This is a genomic window from Brevibacillus nigriterrae, assembly GCF_049846925.1.
Taxonomy (GTDB): domain Bacteria; phylum Bacillota; class Bacilli; order Brevibacillales; family Brevibacillaceae; genus Brevibacillus_H.
In genome coordinates, this window is sequence record NZ_JBNCMT010000031.1 from 1 (window position 1) to 14,938 (window position 14,938).

At 42.3% G+C, this 14,938-nt stretch carries 16 protein-coding genes; 2 read left to right on the forward strand and 14 right to left on the reverse strand.

What is annotated here, in order from left to right:
* Positions 1–296 precede the first annotated feature (296 nt).
* Together ACPW7N_RS20060 and ACPW7N_RS20065 are read right to left on the reverse strand one after the other, a co-directional pair.
* The gene (locus ACPW7N_RS20060) at positions 297–527 is read right to left on the reverse strand and encodes a hypothetical protein (RefSeq protein ID WP_425652977.1); all 231 of its coding nucleotides are present in this window, start codon (positions 525–527) and stop codon (positions 297–299) included.
* 131 nt (positions 528–658) lie between these two features.
* The gene (locus ACPW7N_RS20065; protein WP_425652979.1) at positions 659–1,306 is read right to left on the reverse strand and encodes a stage II sporulation protein M; all 648 of its coding nucleotides are present in this window, start codon (positions 1,304–1,306) and stop codon (positions 659–661) included.
* 137 nt (positions 1,307–1,443) lie between these two features.
* Between ACPW7N_RS20065 and pdaB the strand changes: the two genes are divergently transcribed.
* Positions 1,444–2,214, forward strand: coding sequence for a polysaccharide deacetylase family sporulation protein PdaB (pdaB, locus tag ACPW7N_RS20070; RefSeq protein ID WP_425652981.1), 771 nt, complete (start codon positions 1,444–1,446; stop codon positions 2,212–2,214).
* A 75-nt stretch (positions 2,215–2,289) separates the two neighbouring features.
* On the opposite strand, the gene ACPW7N_RS20075 is transcribed toward pdaB, so the two are convergent.
* On the reverse strand, positions 2,290–2,877 hold the full coding sequence (locus ACPW7N_RS20075) for a KinB-signaling pathway activation protein (protein ID WP_425652983.1): 588 nt from the start codon (positions 2,875–2,877) through the stop codon (positions 2,290–2,292).
* Between the two features lie 119 nt (positions 2,878–2,996).
* On the opposite strand from ACPW7N_RS20075, the gene gerD reads away from it, so the two are divergent.
* Positions 2,997–3,653 (forward strand): spore germination lipoprotein GerD, encoded by a 657-nt coding sequence (gene gerD / locus ACPW7N_RS20080; protein WP_425652985.1) that lies wholly within the window; start codon positions 2,997–2,999, stop codon positions 3,651–3,653.
* A 26-nt stretch (positions 3,654–3,679) separates the two neighbouring features.
* Here gerD and ACPW7N_RS20085 read toward each other — a convergent pair whose 3' ends face one another.
* The 11 genes from ACPW7N_RS20085 to ACPW7N_RS20135 form a co-directional block, all read right to left on the reverse strand.
* Positions 3,680–4,309, reverse strand: a complete 630-nt coding sequence (locus ACPW7N_RS20085) for a DUF2087 domain-containing protein (RefSeq protein ID WP_425652987.1) — start codon at positions 4,307–4,309, stop codon at positions 3,680–3,682.
* Between the two features lie 124 nt (positions 4,310–4,433).
* Positions 4,434–5,510 carry an Mrp/NBP35 family ATP-binding protein gene (locus ACPW7N_RS20090; RefSeq protein ID WP_425653080.1) on the reverse strand — a complete coding sequence of 359 codons (1,077 nt, stop codon included), beginning with the start codon at positions 5,508–5,510 and terminating at the stop codon, positions 4,434–4,436.
* Positions 5,511–5,665: 155 nt separating this feature from the next.
* The gene (gene cwlD / locus ACPW7N_RS20095) at positions 5,666–6,382 is read right to left on the reverse strand and encodes an N-acetylmuramoyl-L-alanine amidase CwlD (RefSeq protein ID WP_425652988.1); all 717 of its coding nucleotides are present in this window, start codon (positions 6,380–6,382) and stop codon (positions 5,666–5,668) included.
* Positions 6,383–6,438: 56 nt separating this feature from the next.
* Complete coding sequence (locus tag ACPW7N_RS20100) at positions 6,439–8,055, reverse strand: O-antigen ligase family protein (protein ID WP_425652990.1); 1,617 nt, start codon at positions 8,053–8,055, stop codon at positions 6,439–6,441.
* Positions 8,056–8,251: 196 nt separating this feature from the next.
* Positions 8,252–10,435, reverse strand: coding sequence for a hypothetical protein (locus tag ACPW7N_RS20105; protein ID WP_425652992.1), 2,184 nt, complete (start codon positions 10,433–10,435; stop codon positions 8,252–8,254).
* A gap of 145 nt (positions 10,436–10,580) precedes the next feature.
* The gene (rpsI, locus tag ACPW7N_RS20110; protein WP_425652994.1) at positions 10,581–10,973 is read right to left on the reverse strand and encodes a 30S ribosomal protein S9; all 393 of its coding nucleotides are present in this window, start codon (positions 10,971–10,973) and stop codon (positions 10,581–10,583) included.
* A 20-nt stretch (positions 10,974–10,993) separates the two neighbouring features.
* Entirely contained in the window at positions 10,994–11,431 is a 438-nt protein-coding gene (rplM, locus tag ACPW7N_RS20115; protein WP_425652996.1) for a 50S ribosomal protein L13, read from the reverse strand.
* Positions 11,432–11,679: 248 nt separating this feature from the next.
* Positions 11,680–12,414, reverse strand: a complete 735-nt coding sequence (gene truA / locus ACPW7N_RS20120) for a tRNA pseudouridine(38-40) synthase TruA (protein ID WP_425653081.1) — start codon at positions 12,412–12,414, stop codon at positions 11,680–11,682.
* On the reverse strand, positions 12,411–13,214 hold the full coding sequence (locus tag ACPW7N_RS20125; protein WP_425652997.1) for an energy-coupling factor transporter transmembrane component T family protein: 804 nt from the start codon (positions 13,212–13,214) through the stop codon (positions 12,411–12,413). Before ACPW7N_RS20125 ends, truA begins: the two co-directional genes overlap by 4 nt.
* A complete protein-coding gene (locus ACPW7N_RS20130) occupies positions 13,211–14,089 on the reverse strand; it encodes an energy-coupling factor transporter ATPase (RefSeq protein WP_425652999.1) in 879 nt (292 codons plus the stop codon). Before ACPW7N_RS20130 ends, ACPW7N_RS20125 begins: the two co-directional genes overlap by 4 nt.
* Entirely contained in the window at positions 14,065–14,916 is an 852-nt protein-coding gene (locus ACPW7N_RS20135; RefSeq protein WP_425653001.1) for an energy-coupling factor transporter ATPase, read from the reverse strand. Before ACPW7N_RS20135 ends, ACPW7N_RS20130 begins: the two co-directional genes overlap by 25 nt.
* Between the last annotated feature and the right edge of the window lie 22 nt (positions 14,917–14,938).

Sequence of the window (14,938 nt, forward strand, 5' to 3'; positions counted from 1 at the left end):
CAATAAAGTTGAGTTGATTCTAAACTGCAAAACAATTCACTTGGCTAGTGTTTTGATTCACTATAAAACGCTTTATTGTTCAGTTTTCAAAGAGCATCAGCCCAAAAGAGCGACTTTCATATTGTAGTATAAACGACTCATTAATGTCAAGCATTAATTTTCGTTTTCCTTTCGCAACTTAGCTTGCTCGATTCGGACAAGAAATAATCTAACACGTCAGGCGAGCATAAGTCAATACTTTATCAAAAAACTTTTTAAATCTCATTGAAAAACACACTTTTTGTCCAATGCCGTCACTAGAAGTACTCTTCTTCAAGCTTGCGGCGGCGAACGTACTTAGATAATTCATTTGGCTTTGCGATCCTTGCGTACATACGAAACAAGATAGAATATCGTTCTTCCATTGCTCGTTTAACCAGAAAATCAATACGTTTATCGCTAAAGTCTAGAAGCATCTCTTCCAGCTCACGTTTTAACAAATACTCTAATTCCTGACACTCTTTGGTTGTAAATAAAAAACCGAGCAAAACTACCAGCCTCCCCCAGTCAACGTGTGTACATTTATAATGTCCATCACATTATTTCCATATTCAGGTATCACGCAACATAAAAAAACGCCCCACGTAATGAGGCGTAAATTTGATATCCATTAGTAATTTTACTTGTTAGGAATGAGCTTTATTTGATTCCCGATGGTGTTCTCGATTAAAGCTGGAGTTATGACACTCTCAACAATGGCAGCAACAAAAAGCATCAAAATGACAGATACCACAATGTACGGAAACTGTTTAAGGGCATGAACCCAATCTGCTTTAAATTCACTTCGTCCTTTTTCCGTCCAAATAGCTAGTGGACCCCTGATCATTAATAAGCCATATCGAATCCCTACCCCTGCGGCAAAAATAACAGCAGGTAATTCAAAAATACCATGAGGTAAAATGCCTACAATAAACATTTGTACGATGTTTTGCCCGGATTCTGCCATTTTATGAAACAAGTATCCTAATAAAATTCCGTTAGTTACCATACCAAAGACCGGCGGAATGGCAAGTGCGATCCCAAACACCATCATTAAAACAGCACTAGTCACGTTATTAGAAAAAATCAACCAAAAAACGGAAAGTGCATCGTTATTTGAGCCAATCTTCTCGACCAAATCCTTTAATTGAGCTAGCATTTGAAGCGCAATCTTCTCCACCTTATCTGCCTGGACGAAGCCAATAAACCCACCAGCCAACATAAGTATACAAGCCACATAGAAGTATTTCTTATTGTCTTCCCATATATATTTCAGCTTCCCAAGCATCTATCCCTCTCCTCACTTTGTAAAGCAACTTGCTATTCATCTTATGATTCTTCCCTTAACAATACGCTTAGATTTAAGAATATCCTTGTCTGATGTGCATAAATTTGGTATAGGACAAACGGTTAGGAGGAATTGTCATGCGATTTATGTATGTCGTTAGCGCAAAAAAGCTAAAACAAATGTTTATCGTGATTGCAGCTATTCTCTTTGCTGCTGGGATTGCATATGCGGAACGCGATACGATCGCAGTGGTGACAGAAGGAACGAAATTAAAAGCACCACAAGCCATTTATAAAGTTGATACCAAAGAAAAGAAAATCGCCTTAACTTTTGATATTAGTTGGGGTGAAGTAAGGACACAACCCATTCTTGATGTTTTGAAGGAAAAAAATTTAACAAAAGCTACGTTCTTCTTATCATCTCCATGGAGTCAACGACACGCTGACATCGTGAAACGCATTAAGGATACGGGCTTTGAAATTGGTTCCCACGGTCACAAACACGATAATTACAGCAAATATACAGATGAGGAAATGAGGACCCAAATCGGCAAGGCGCATACCATTTTAACAGAGCTAACTGGCAAAAAGCCCAATTTAATCCGTCTACCGAATGGAGACTTTGACAAACGTGTTTTACGAACGGCTGCAGAAATGGGTTACACAGTTGTTCAGTGGGATACAGATTCCCGAGATTGGGAAAATCCTGGTGTAGATCAAATCGTTAAAAATGTAGTCTCCAAGGCACACCCTGGTGATATCATCCTTATGCACGCCAGTGATTCATGCAAACAAACACATTTGGCCTTGCCAATTATTATCGACAAACTGCGTGCTGACGGGTATCAATTCGTCACAGTATCAGAACTAATTGCAGGTTCCAATGTAAATTCTCAGGAAATCAATTAACAATCGATACTATTGAATAAAAAGCTGAACCTCTGTTTCGAGAGTTCAGCTTTTTTTCTGGACGAAAACGATATGCTACGCCTTCCTCGTCAATCGATGTAACTGCATGACCTGCCAGACGTTACAGAAAACAAGAGGAACGGCCATGAACAAAATCGAGTTGGCATTATCCTGTTTCAGACCCGGAATCCATTCAACTGCTGTAACAGAAAACATAAAAAACAACGTTGGAACTAATGCATTTGAATTTGTTTGTTTTACTTTAGCATAGGCAACCACAAAAGAAACAAACAATAAGGCAACAGGTTCAATCATATAGGGCCAAATGGTATCTCCGCGCATTCCCCCCGAATACCGAAGATACACCATATCAAAAAAGGCAAACAGAACCAAAAATACCTGAATGTTTTTCCACAACCTTGGACTTTTGCTAAAAAAGCTGAGCCCAAAGTAATTTAATGTCATATACGCAAAAAAGCCCATCTGCGCAAGAACACTAATCGTTAGTCCAATCAATATATTCATCAAAATACCCATAAGTAAATTACCGAAGGAGCCGGAAAAAAGTTCACCTTTTGCTACAATGAACCCAGCTAGCATACCACCTACTCCACCTACAGCTAGTGTGGTAGTAAAAAGCCAACCATATTTGCGTAAATTCACAACAAAGCCCTCCTATCCAATCGTAATGATTGTACCAACCAAGTAAAAAAAATACTAGCGTAATCAGAGGACAAAATGTGCATTTTAACTATAGGGAAGATAAAGGAGGTAGCACTCCCATGAGCAAAGTTCGAATTGCCTTTTGGATGCCATCATTGCTGATAACCATGATGATGCTTACAAGTTGCGGTGGTGGTGGTGGACAGGCCCAGGCATCGTCTCAACCAGACTATAAGACGGTCAAGACAATGGTTTTGGATATCATGCAAACAGAAGAAGCTAAGAAAACTGTTAGCACAATGATGAAGGACGAGAAATTTAAGCAAAGCATGATTCTAGATGCTTCAACCGTACGAACCACTCTTGTCCAAAGCTTAGCCAATCCCAAAAACCCACAAATAAAGGAAGCATTCAGCGATCCGAAGTTTACGAGCACCTTGGCAAAGTCAATGAAAGAGGAAAATAAAAATCTTCTTAAAGATTTGATGAAAGATCCCGAGTATCAAAAAATGATGATTAGCGTGCTTAAAGACCCGGAATTCGAAAAGAACTTACTCGACCTAATGAAAAGCAGCGCATACCGCCAGCATACGATGCAAATTATGAAAGAAGCCCTGAAGAGCCCTCTCTTCCAAGAAGAGCTGCTTAAGCTCATGACCAAAGCCACCGAAGAAATGATGAAACCAGAAACATTGAAACAAGGCGGCAAGAAAAAGGGCGAGGGTAAAGGTGATGGAGGCGGCGGCGGTGGCGGTGGTGGCGGTGGAAGCAAATAAAGTGAGCCAAATTCGGCTCACTTTTTTTATTCAGCAGATTTCCATAGTTCACGAGGGTTTAAGGTATAGATTCCATTTTCTCTAAACATAATGTGGTTCATTATCAATTCTCTGCGTAATGTCGCATAATCGTCGTGGTACCACTTCAAATAGTCACTGATCTCTTTTTCCGTATATTGCTTTCCAAAATCAAGAGAAGCAACCAGCTTTTCCAATACATACCTGCGTTTTTTCCACTGAGATGGAATTTGTTTCAACTTGCCATCCTCCATAAAAAAGGGAGCAATGATTCTTTCCACATCATTTTCAATCATTTTCATCTCACTCGCTTCATCCGGGATATCACTGCGCCTTACCTCCCACTCTTCCAATACAGAAGCATCCGCTGGAATGATGGTGCTAATCGTACTCTCTGCGTATCTGCCAAGTTCACGAGCTAGAAGGTAAAAAGTTATGGTGTTTTTATCACGCTTCTCCTTGACGATCCCTACCTTCTTCAACTTCTGGGTATGATGCGTGATCGTTGCTGGTGTTAATCCCAATCGTTCTGCGAGTTCTGTTCCACTCATTGGCTTTCTCGCCAAAAGTGCCAAAATTCGAATCCGGCTAACATCGCTTAACGCTTTATGGAACTGAACCAATAAATCGATTTGCACACCATTCACCCCTCTCAACACTTTCGATGGTTATCTAATTAGAAGTTTATCAAAACAGTTTACCTTTTGTCAAAATAAAAAAGCACCACGCTAAACGTGATGCTTTTCCTATATTTATGGCTAACTATGCTTTTTTAACAACACTTTCTGCCAACTCCATGTACAGCTTCCCAATTGGTGAATCTTGTTTGTAGATAGATGGTGAGAAGTCTGGTTCTGCTGGATGATTATCCGGTTGAGCAAGCGGGATTTGTGCAAGCAGGTCAGTAGATAGCTGTTCTGCTAATTTGGCGCCTCCACCACGTCCGAATACATATTCTTTGGAGCCGTCTTTTGCTTCATACCACGCCATATTTTCCACGATTCCAACCAGTTCATGCCCTGTGCGAATGGCCATTGCCCCAGCACGTGCAGCTACGAATGATGCAGTGGCATGTGGGGTGGTCACGATAATTTCCTTACTTTGCGGAATCATCGTATGCACATCAAGCGCTACGTCACCTGTTCCTGGCGGGAGGTCAAGAATTAAGTAGTCCAAATCGCCCCAGTGAACTTCGGTGAAGAAGTTACGAAGCATTTTTCCCAGCATTGGCCCACGCCAAATGATCGGTGAGTTATCTTCAACGAAGAAGCCCATGGACATTACTTTTACACCAAATTTATCAATCGGTAAAATCATTTCGCCAATGACCGTTGGTTTCTGTTCAATATTCATCATGTCCGGAACACTGAATCCGTAGATATCTGCATCGATGATCCCAACTTTTTTGCCAAGACGAGCAAGGGAAACTGCCAGGTTAACCGTTACAGTTGACTTCCCAACGCCGCCTTTACCAGACGTAACAGCAATAAATGTTGTTTTGGACTCAGGGGCCAGAATCGGATTGAGAACTTGTCCAGGCGCTGCATTATGCACTTGTCCACCACGAAGTTGAGCTGAGAGAGCCGCTCTTTCTTCATCTGTCATGGAACCAAAGCGCAGATTTACTTCGCTTGCTCCGATTGCCTTTAACGCATCGATTACATCTTGTTCAATTTTCGCTTTCAATGGACAGCCGGTAATCGTGAGAACAACCTCAAGACTGACACGATTCCCATCAATTTGGACATTACGAATCATATTTAACTCAACCAAGCTGCGGTTGATTTCTGGATCATGGACTCCACGCAATGCTTCTAATACCTGCTCTTTTGTTATCATCATTTCACCTCAGAGAGTTATTTATCTGTTATATGATCGACCGATTAGGCTACATTATAGCATACTCATTAAAAAGAATTTAGCGAACTAGCGCACACTACAGATAAAAAAACAGACAACCTTTCATTCGTATAAAAATGAAACGAGCCACCTGTTTACGGTGTACTCGTTACCTTTTCCCCGGCATAATGACGAAGAATCCCTTGATAAATCGCATTGGCCATTGCTTTTTGATACTCAACTGTATCCAGCTTTTTGGACTCTAATTCATTCGAAAGGAAGCCTACCTCGATCAATACAGATGGGCATTCTACCTCACGAATCAAGAAAACATCATCTGTTGATTTTGGCAAACGATCTGTATTACTGAGCGTTCGTTTGATCTCATCTTGAATCAGATAAGCCATTTCTTTGCTTTCTTTATAAGCAGGAGAAAAGAAAGTCTGCGCACCAAAATACTTCGTTGCAGGGAAGGCGTTAAGATGAATACTGACAAGAAAATCTGGAGAATTTTCATTTACGAATTTGACCCTGCCCCGAATATCTTCTGATTTGCGTTTTCTTAGTTTGTGGGCTTCAGGAGAAGCCAAGTCAGTATCTTCTTCCCTCGTCATTACAACAAATGCTCCCGACTGCTGCAAAAAGTCCCGCAAGTACAAGCTAATCGGCAAAGTGACATCCTTCTCCACGATTTTTCCATCACGGCTCGTTGCCCCACCGTCAATTCCACCATGCCCCGGGTCAATGGCAATGACTGTTCCCGCCAAAGGCAGTGTCCAGGTTGACCACGAAGAATGATCGGGTACACGATATGTAAAAATTACAACGAGCAGGAACAATGCTAATATCCATCCGACCACTTTTCTCGCCACGTTCAACCGCTCCTTTGTCCCATCTTCCTTTCCATCTTATGGATGAGTCGGACAAATTATGACGGGTTGGCCAGCTTTTGGTTAGCTTCCTGAATGATCTGATTTAATTGAGTTGATGGAGTCAAATCAACAATATGCTGTTTAATCAGAGCTTTCTTTAGCATTAGCTTTTGGTATGTTTCTACTAGTTGTGGAATTTGGTTAACTTCATGATATTTTCCCGCTTCAAACAAGGATTTGGCATACCACTCATAACCTTCAATCACTGCAGGCTGTAGCTGAATTAGCTTCGTTGAATATTGTACTGCCAACTCCTTTTGGTTTAGCTGAATGGAAGTGTAGATTAACGGAGGATAAAATCGATAGTCTTCCGTATCACGCTCATATCCTTTTTGGAAATAAAAATTCGCCTTTTCCCAATCGGCTTTCCGCTGCGTCCTTTTTGCCTTTTCCATGTAAGCTTTCCCTAGAACCATATTTCTTGATTGGTCAGACATGCTTAGCCTCGAGTATCCCTCGTATTGCAAAACAGTATGGAGATTCCCCTGCTCCAAAGCGATATTCGCTTGGAACGCGTGCCACTCCCGATATCCCCCAACAATACCAACCGTAATTAATACAATCGACACTCCATAGATCAAGCTGTGGTGTAGTTTGATCGTAAGTGTAGGGATATCTTTGATCAGCAGGTTTCGGAAGACCCAATAAAACAGAATGCTCATCAAAATTGCCGGGAACGAGACGATAAAATCAAGAAAGGAATAGGCTAGCACGGCAACTGTCGAGAGCCAGATTGTGACTAAAGCCTTTCGCTCACTGGAAGAAGCTAACCGACGAATGCGTATAATATCGAAAAAAACCAAGAGTATTAATACAACCCAACCCATAACAGGCAATATACCAGCATCTAGCCAGAGCTGCAGGAGGTGATTATGCACATGTTGTACTGAATAAAATGCTGTTTGGTATTGATACTGAAGCTTCGACCATCCATCTACTCCGACGCCTAGAAATGGATGATCAAGAATCATTCGAATTGCATCCCAATAATAGATCAGCCTGATTCGAAGCGAGGATACTTGAGTCAATTCCAATCGAATCGAAGGATCATACCAGGCAAGAAAACCTGCCGTGAGCACGGATAGGCCGACAAGCCCTCCCCAATACAACCAAAATTTCCGTTTGTCTAATTGGTTTGCAAACAGGAGTGACTGAACAAACAGCCCAACCCCGGTTAACCCCCAGGCAATACGAGCTCCTGTCGCAAGTAATGACAAACCTGCAAGAAGAAAAAGCACAAACCAAAAGTATCGTTGCTGTTTTCTTTCGGCTACTGTCCATTCATGGAAAATCCAGAATATCGCCATCATGCAAAGCAAGGCCAATGCATTGGCATAATCAAAAACTGATGACAGCAGTTCCTCTCCCCTGGTGATCCACGCGAAAACAAGTAATGCAACAACATTCCCGCCAAACGCACGATACCAGCTCCATGCAACATGCGTTGACTGAATCGTAAGCTGCATGATTAAAAATATTCCGATGACCAAAATGGTCTGAATAAGCAAAACCACTCCACTGTCTGACGGATGAATGATCACTTGCAGCACATACCCTGCTGCTATCATCAGTATGCACGTAAGCATGTACACCGTTTGACGTGGAAGAAACAAGGTACTATGCCTTCGCATAAATACAAGAAAAAATACACCTATCAATATTGCAAACGAATACGTCTCCCACCCAAAAAATAGCCCTTGTAACCAAAATGACAGACAAAAAAGTGCACAACCCAGCTTGTTAACCATCATTCGACCTTCTTTCGGGAAAAAAGCTTCCCCTATATCAGGAGAAGCTTAAACAAACACACTACAGTTCAACAGAAACGGTGATATCTTCGGGAGTTTCTTCAATCGCATCCAACCATTTGTTTGGCATGGATAGGAGCTCTTCCCATGTATACTCATTCTCTCCGATTTTGATTTGGATCACGTTAGGATGGAACGAATAGCGAATATCGTACCATTTCTGCTGATTATTTTTGACAAGGTCTGTCCACTTATAGGACAGTTTCATTCCAGCTTTGCTCTTTATCTTCTTGCTTAAAATATAATATATTTCTATTTGCTCTCTGGTTTGCTCTGTATAGTAAAGCGTTGAGTCCTGAACAAAGAATGCGTCCACCATTGTTCCACTTACTGATGTTCTGTTCGCCTTGCTATCATATCGAACAACTGGTGTTTTATTGCTGCTTTTACTATATGACAGAAAGTATACGTTGTTATCCTTGATCAGAATGGGGAAATTACCAATCTCTCCATTATAGATGACCTTCTCTTTTTTGGATGAGAGATCGTACAATTTTACCATCGACTTATCTTTATTATCGATATTCCAAGCCACCCAATTCCCGTCCAAAGCAACACTATCAGCGCCACCAAGTTTACTGGCCCATCGAGAAAGGATTTGTTCTTCCTTTCCGTTTTCTTTGAATTTAACGAGAACTTCGCGTTTACGCTCTTCTATCCAGACTACAGAGTCATCCTTTGCTTGCCATGCTATCACTTCATCTGTTCCAATATCTATTTTTTTAACAGCCTTCGTCTCGGCATCAAAGCTTACAATATTCTCGTCCTCTTCTGAATACCAATACACCCGTTTCGAATCGGATTGTAGTTCAGAGATATCCACTTCATCTCCATACCGATCCTCTTCATTCTTCAAATCATATAGAATCTCAGTTTCCTGTGTTGAAAGGTTGATTTTGTATATTCCTCTAGGGATTTCATCATCTTCTTCATAATCATAATCATCTTGTCCATCTTCTTTTTCTTCTGGTCTACCCACTGCAAGTAAACCTTCTCCGATGAAAGTGATATGCTCCCATTCACCAGGCATAACCATTACATTCGTATCGTCTATCTTTTTAAAGAGAATCGCACCATCTTCAAACTCATAACCGTCTTTCCAAGCGAGGTATTTACTTGAAGCAACAAGTTCTGTTGGCTCCATTTGCAGCAATGCTTGCACGCCATTGACGTAACGAGGCGTAATATTTAGCGGTTGAAAAGTTTCTATTTGCGAGCCTGTTGATTCCAACAGCTTGTCTACCTCTATCAGATTGAGTTGGATTTGTTTTGAAGATCCCGTAAATAGTGCCAACTTCTTATCAAAAATGATCGGGTTACTCTTTTGAACAATGGTAAGTGCGCTTGCGTTTATTACATATGATTGGTCCTTTTCAAAAGAATAGATACCCAAACCATCTCGCTGATTCCATATCGCAAATTCTTTATTAACTGTAAGTGGCTCTGGAGATTTTGCGTGATCCCATAACTGTTTGAACCCGTTTTTTTGTTTTCTGACGTCCAGGTAGACTCCGCCCTGGTCACTCCAGACAAATTGTTCATTCGACACAGTCCACTTTTTAAAACCGCCATATTCAAAGTCACTAACGTCAAAAGCCCGTAAATACTGTTTATGATTGTCTACAGATTTATAATAGGTGGCAGGTGTCTCTTTTCCGTATGACCTTTCGAATGTAAGTTTATTGGTTTCGAGATCATACTGATAATTTTTCACATAAAACCACCAGTCATTATATTTCACTTGCCAGTTGATTTTCGGGTATTCAATCTTGATCTCTACAGGAGAATCATCCAAATCAGCGATTGCTTTCTTTTCGCCATTTACCAATGCATATACTCGAAATTTATCCCAGCCTTTCTCGAGTGATTCTGCCCAAACCGTGATACCGTCCTCTTCCACTCGATCGATCTCATAACCCCTTAAATCGTTTATTTGCTTCACTTTGTTCCCATCATAATGATACAGAATTTCGTCCCTGCCATTTTCTTCTTCGGCTTCAAAGAAAATTCCTGATGCTCCATGATACAGGATTCTAGCCTCATCTGATTTTCCTTCCCAAATGGTAGAAATGGCTTCGCTTGCGTTCGATACGTTTTTTGTTTTTCCCCATGCCACTGAAGCAGGTATAAAAAGAAGACTGCAAATGCAATGTAAAATAAATAGCCTGCGAATAGCTCCCCTCAATCGTATCAACCCCAACTGTTCTATGTATGATCATTCTAAATCTTCCCACATAATACCATAATCCGACAAATATACAAGAAACATAACAAGGACAAAAATAAAAACCCCTGCCTCCCGAAAGAGACAAGGGTTTGATAAGCAAAAATTAACGTTTGGAGAACTGTGGAGCGCGACGAGCAGCTTTAAGACCGTATTTTTTACGTTCTTTCATGCGTGGGTCACGTGTTAAGAATCCTGCACGTTTCAAAGCGCCACGAAGTTCTGGATCTGCTTTCAAAAGCGCACGGGATACGCCATGACGGATTGCACCAGCTTGACCAGTTGTACCGCCACCAGCAACGTTAACCAATACATCGTAACGACCAAGAGTTTCAGTCAAAACGAGTGGTTGTTTAACGATCAATTTCAAAGTATCTAAACCAAAATAGTTATCCATATCACGCTTGTTGATCAAAATGCGACCTTCGCCTGGAACCAAGCGAACGCGTGCTACGGAGTGTTTACGACGACCTGTACCGTAGTATTGAACTTGTGCCACGAGTCATTTCCTCCCTTTTATTAGCCGCGAATTTGCCAAACTTCTGGTTTTTGAGCTGCGTGCGGGTGATCCGTACCAGCGTATACTTTCAGCTTCATGAACATTTGACGTCCCAAGCTGTTTTTAGGCAACATACCTTTTACTGCGAGTTCAAACAAACGATCTGGGCGTTTGTTCAACATTTCGCCAGCAGTAGTTGATTTTAAACCACCTGGATACAGGGAGTGAGTGTAGTACATTTTGTCAGTCAATTTTTTACCAGTCAACTTGATTTTGTCCGCGTTGATAACAACAACGAAGTCACCAGTGTCAACGTGTGGTGTAAATTCAGGCTTTAATTTACCGCGCAAAATGGAAGCTACTTCGCTCGCAAGACGACCAAGAGTTTGGCCTTCAGCATCAACGATGTACCATTTACGCTCAACTTGAAGCGGTTTCGCCATATATGTGGTACGCATGTTTGTCCCTCCTAAATAATTAACCCGTTACTTTCATAAAGAGAGGATTGCAACGGTTGATCAACCTCTCCAGGTGTGTCAGTTTTTTGACCGCAAGCGATCAGTTTTAAAGCATTTATCATACGTTCCTTTATCTTTCACCCGGGGCTAGAGTGGGGCTAGCGGAATGAAAAATACCAAGGAATATCGTACTATATATCTATAACTGAGTCAAGTAACTAAGTTATATTTTAATATATATTTTCCTGTCAATAAACGACATTCCACATCGTCAGCCCTTTGGCAGAGGCGGTCAAACCTGCCTTTTCCCGATCACAGGCCTCCAGGATTTCCTTTATCTCTTCCGGAGCTCTCTTTCCTTGACCGACTTCTATTAATGTTCCAGCAATAATACGGACCATGTTATAGAGAAACCCATTTCCTCGACAGGTAATCCACACCAGGTCGGCTTCTCTTACCACTGATACTTCGAAAATGGTACGAACTTTATCTTCGACGTGCGTTTTTGCTGAGCAGAAAGAAGTAAAGTCATGTTCTCCGATTAAAAAGTGTGCCCCTTGCTGCATCGCTGTCACATCGAGTGGAAAGCGAATGTGTTCGGCATACCGATGACGAAACAAGCCGGGAACTTCGCCGTTATCGATACAGTAACGATACTCTTTTTCCTTCACATCAAAACGGGAGTGAAACTGATGGTCCACTTCCTCCACCGACTGAATAATGATCGCATCAGAAAGTTGATTGTTGAGTACAAATCGCCATTTTTCAAGAGGAATGGAGCACCTGGTATCAAAATGAAACACTTGTCCTCTCGCATGAACTCCGGCATCTGTTCGACCTGAACCAGCAATCTGGATCTGTTCACCTGTGATACGCTGCAATGCTGCTTCAATCTCTCCCTGAATCGTTATCTGATCAGGCTGAACCTGAAAACCTGAAAAATCCGTCCCGTCATAGGCAACTACACATTTCAACCGTTTCATGTTCTTCCCCATCCGATCAATGCTCCTACGAGAACAGAGACAATAACTAGCAGTACGTCATGCTTGGAAAAATGCAATTGACGCAGCCTCGTACGATGTTCTCCTCCACGATAGCCTCTTGCTTCCATTGCCAAGGCTAGCTCTTCGGCGCGACGAAATGCACTGATGAACAGCGGTATCACAATCGGCAGCATATTCATGGCACGCTTGAGCAGATTCCCACTCTCAAAATCGGCACCACGGGCCATCTGTGCTTTCATGATTTTTTCTGTCTCTTCCAACAAGGTCGGGATAAATCGAAGGGCAATCGACAACATGAGTGCAATTTCATGGACAGGAACTTTTAGTTTCTTCATCGGTGAAAAGAGTCTTTCCAATCCGTCGGTCAAATCCATCGGGGAGGTCGTCAACGTAAGCATCGAGCTAACCATTACCAAGAGAGTAAGTCTGATGGACATGTAGATTGCCTGACGTACCCCTTCTTCCTCGACACTGAACCACCCGTATTGAAAATACACTTCTCCACCCTTGGTTGCCAGCAAGTGAATCACAACTGTGAATAAGATAAGGAACCAAACTGGTTTCAGTCCGTTTACGATAAATTTAATCGATATCCGGGATAGAGCGATGGCAAAACCGATAAACAGGATCAAACATCCATACGTGATCGGATTATTCGCTAGGAATACAAGGATGGCAAACACGATGACAAAGATCAGTTTGCTCCTGGGATCAAGCCGGTGAACATAAGACTTTCCTGGCACATATTGGCCAATGGCAAAATTCGTCAAACTGCTCATCGGGTTACCCCCTTCCGACTCGCTATCTGTTTTATCAGGTAATCAGCCAAATCAGCTTCCTTGTAGCAGGATAGAGGGATCTGCTCTTCTTTAGACAACTGTTTGTTCAGTTCATGGATGAGTTGCACCGACTCAGGAACGTCTAATGATAACTGCCGAAGCTGATCAACTTTGGCAAATACATCAATCGGTTTCCCTTGCATGGCTACTCGTCCATTGGCCATTACAATCAGATAATCCGCATATCGAGATACTTCTTCCATGCTGTGTGTCACCATCACCGTGGTCATCTGTCTATCCTGGTGAATCTTGTAGATTCCTTCGAGGATCGTGTTACGCCCGGCAGGGTCCAAACCCGCTGTCGGTTCATCGAGAACCAGTACACTCGGCTGCAGAGCCAATACTCCTGCGATAGCCACACGCCTCATCTGACCGCCACTCAATTGGAACGGGGAACGATCTTTCATTTCCTCGTAAGAAAGCCCAACAATCTGCAACGCTTCTCTTACCCGATTTTCTACCATTTCAGAAGGAAGATTCAGATTGGTCGGTCCGAACGCTACATCTTTGGCCACTGACTCTTCAAATAACTGATGCTCAGGGTATTGGAATACTAAGCCTACATACTTGCGCCATTCACCCGTTTTTTTCGTAGTGGAAGTGATTTCATGCTGCCCCATTCGGATCACACCGGATGTAGGTTTCAGCAAACCATTCAGATGCTGGATTAATGTTGATTTGCCAGAACCCGTTTGCCCGATGATGCCCACAAACGCACCTTCTGGAATTGTAATGCTCACATCTGTTAAGGCTTCCTTTTCAAAAGGTGTCCCTTTCGCATACACGTGGGTTACGTTTTCGAGAGTAATTTGCATAGTTCGCTAACCAACTCCTCTCGATGAAAAACAGGATTCATCGCAATGCCCTGTTTCTTCAGTTGATGACGCAGACGTACTGCGAGTGGAACATCTAGTCCAATCGCAAGCAACCGATCTACATCCTCGTAAACCGTACGTGGAGTCCCGTCGAGGTACACCTTACCTTCGTTCATGACAATCACACGGTCCGATTGCAGCGTTTCCTCCGGAAAATGAGTAATATGAAGTATTGTAATTCCATGCTCCTGGTGAAGACGGTGTGCAAGAGACATTACCTCCTGCTTCCCTCTTGGGTCAAGCATAGCTGTAGCCTCATCCAGTACGATAACAGAAGGACGCATGGCAATAATTCCTGCTATGGCAATCCGTTGCTTTTGTCCACCTGACAAATGGTGTGGCTGTCGGTCAGCAAATTGATCCATTTGCACAGACTCTAATGCATGCTTGATCCGGTTCGGCATTTCATCCGGAGCGACCCCTAAATTCTCCAACCCAAATGCAACATCATCTTCAACCGTAACACCGACAATCTGATTGTCAGGATTCTGAAAAACCATTCCGATCTGCCTGCGTACTTCCCATAAGACTTGTTCATCTCTTGTATCAAAACCAGAAACGATAATTGTCCCGTCGCTGGGTAACAATAAGGCATTCATTAATTTAGCCAGAGTTGATTTTCCTGAACCATTGTGTCCGATGATGGAAACAAATGTACCCTGTTGGATGGAGAGGTTAATCTGATCGAGAACCTTGCCTCGTCCCGTACGATCCTCCTCATACAGAAACGAAACTCCAATCGCTTCTACCGCCATTTCCTGTTTCATGATGTGATTCACATCCTCAAAT

Excerpts from the sequence above, each read along its gene's own strand:
- ACPW7N_RS20125 (WP_425652997.1), bottom strand. The coding sequence starts at position 13,214 with ATGAGCAGTTTGACGAATTTTGCCATTGGCCAATATGTGCCAGGAAAG.
- ACPW7N_RS20135 (WP_425653001.1), bottom strand. The coding sequence starts at position 14,916 with ATGAAACAGGAAATGGCGGTAGAAGCGATTGGAGTTTCGTTTCTGTAT.
- ACPW7N_RS20065 (WP_425652979.1), bottom strand. The coding sequence starts at position 1,306 with ATGCTTGGGAAGCTGAAATATATATGGGAAGACAATAAGAAATACTTC.
- ACPW7N_RS20130 (WP_425652999.1), bottom strand. The coding sequence starts at position 14,089 with ATGCAAATTACTCTCGAAAACGTAACCCACGTGTATGCGAAAGGGACA.
- pdaB (WP_425652981.1), top strand. The coding sequence starts at position 1,444 with ATGCGATTTATGTATGTCGTTAGCGCAAAAAAGCTAAAACAAATGTTT.
- gerD (WP_425652985.1), top strand. The coding sequence starts at position 2,997 with ATGAGCAAAGTTCGAATTGCCTTTTGGATGCCATCATTGCTGATAACC.
- truA (WP_425653081.1), bottom strand. The coding sequence starts at position 12,414 with ATGAAACGGTTGAAATGTGTAGTTGCCTATGACGGGACGGATTTTTCA.
- ACPW7N_RS20090 (WP_425653080.1), bottom strand. The coding sequence starts at position 5,510 with ATGATAACAAAAGAGCAGGTATTAGAAGCATTGCGTGGAGTCCATGAT.
- rplM (WP_425652996.1), bottom strand. The coding sequence starts at position 11,431 with ATGCGTACCACATATATGGCGAAACCGCTTCAAGTTGAGCGTAAATGG.